The following is a 1,870-nucleotide window of genomic DNA, read 5'->3' on the forward strand; positions in this document are numbered from 1 at the left end:
AGGTGGTGCTGTCGATTCGCGCCGAATTTGGCGATTACGACAGCGCGCGCGGCGGCTTTCCGGTCAGCATCTTTACCCCGACCTCGCGCCTGCCGTTGTCCATGGGTCGCAGCCTGTTCTTCCGCAACTGGCAGGACGTCGCGCTGTTCCCGGCGACGCGCGACGAAGGCCGCGCCCTGCGCCAGAAGATCGGCCAGGACAGTCTGCTGGCGCTGGTGACGGTGCGCGACATTCGCAAATCCCAAACCCGCAGCGGCGGCTATGAGGGCCATGTCGCCAGCGTCATCTTTTCCACCACCAGGGGCAGCGAGATCGGCCAGATCACTCCGCCTGACGCCATCGCCGCGGATCCTGATGCTGTGGTCGCACAGACCGAGGCGGCGCGGCAAACCATCCTGACCGCCGCCGGGATCCCGCCGCTTGGCACGCGCTGGGACGACGCGAAACAGCATCTGCAGCCGCTCTGGCCGGTGATGGCCAGCAGCGATTTTGTAAACTGGGGCACCGCCAAGCGCGTGGCCTATTTCTGGAAGGACGGCGCGGTGCAACAGGACGAGGCGCATGATCCGGCCAAGGGCTTCCGGCTGTATCTGCAGCAACGCGAGGCCGGCTGGATGCCGCAGGACGGCGAGCATATCAGCGTGACCGACCTGCTTTACGGAAGCGGGGCGAGCGCGGTCGACACAAGGGGCCTTGGCCCGGGCCTCGCCTGCTACACCCCCGAGGTGTTCGACCGCTGCGCCGTGCTGATCTTTGAACCCAAGGACGGCAGCCATGTCCTGACCGGCGCTTACGGCGTCATCGAACAGCCCGCCGCCACCAGCGCGGAAGCGGCGTTCACCACATTCCTCGGCGATGCCGCAGGTGCCTTCGACGGCCTCACCACCATCGCTGACTACGACCGCGAAGACATCCGCCAGGCCCGCAAAGCCCCGATCACCGGCGGCCGCGGCGTCCCGACTTTCGCCGCAGGCGCAGGCCAGCCCCTGACCGCCAACTTGCCCTATGATCCGCTGAAAAACACCACCGGCATCGAGGCCATCCAAAGAGAAATCGCGATCTATGCCATCGAAGGCGCAGAGGGCAGGACGCCGGTAGTCTATGTTATCGGGCAGTGAGGGTGGTCAGGGCAGATCCGGCTCCGACACGCCGACATCTTGCACAAGATTGCCGTCGCCGTTGACCATGATCACCGTGGTGCCGAACGCCATCCGAAGCCGCTCCTGATCTTCGTCCCGCACGAAGGACAGGCGCGGCGCCTCGATCCCCTCGTCCTGCGCGATCTGCCGGGCACGGCAGATCAGCTCGGCGCGCGTCAGTCGCTGCCGTCCAGTGGTGCGCCCAACACGCCCAGAATCTGTGCCATCCTGCCCTGCAACTTGTCGATCTGGTGTTTCTGCACGGCCAGATTCTTTGTGATTTGTTGCATCAGATCGCGGCTCTGGCCCTCGGCCTCCATTGCTGTTGCCGCCCATTCCACCTGATCGCCCACCCGGGTGATCTCGGCCAGAAAGAGGTCGATCCGGTCCGAAAGGCCCGGCGCCTCTTCCTGCGCCAGCAATGCCTGTAGCGGCCCGATCAATGCCGTCAGCTTGCGCAGTTCGGCCAAAAGCGCTGGCCATTCTGTTGGGGGTGAGGGTGCCGTCATTCAAAGTCTCCAACCTGTTGCCAATGTTTTGCCATCTTTGCAAAAAATGCTCGCGCATTGCTTTTGCCAGAATTCGCCCGGCCTGCCTGCGCCGCAGGTTAGACATGATCCGCGCCAGGCGGCGCCCTAGGTCATGTTGACAAATGGCGGAGCCAGAGGCGGATCGACGTGATATCGATGAAGCCAAGGAAGCTTTCGGCGGTCTTGTCGTAGCGGGTGGCG

At 64.3% G+C, this 1,870-nt stretch carries 2 protein-coding genes and 1 pseudogene; 1 reads left to right on the forward strand and 2 read right to left on the reverse strand.

Going from position 1 to position 1,870, the window contains the following annotated elements; translation table 11 throughout:
- On the forward strand, window positions 1-1,118 hold a 1,118-nt coding region (locus DFP89_RS20475; protein WP_181870419.1), incomplete at its 5' end, for a hypothetical protein.
- A gap of 197 nt (window positions 1,119-1,315) precedes the next feature.
- On the opposite strand, the gene DFP89_RS19920 is transcribed toward DFP89_RS20475, so the two are convergent.
- Both DFP89_RS19920 and DFP89_RS19925 read right to left on the reverse strand, forming a co-directional pair.
- Window positions 1,316-1,648: a hypothetical protein gene (locus DFP89_RS19920; protein WP_147273376.1), complete on the reverse strand. Its 333-nt coding sequence runs from the start codon at window positions 1,646-1,648 to the stop codon at window positions 1,316-1,318.
- 131 nt (window positions 1,649-1,779) lie between these two features.
- A pseudogene (locus tag DFP89_RS19925) lies at window positions 1,780-1,870 on the reverse strand (IS5/IS1182 family transposase); the annotation flags it as partial.

The sequence above is a fragment of the Paracoccus lutimaris genome, assembly GCF_003337565.1.
In the GTDB taxonomy this organism is placed as follows: Bacteria; Pseudomonadota; Alphaproteobacteria; order Rhodobacterales; family Rhodobacteraceae; genus Paracoccus; species Paracoccus lutimaris.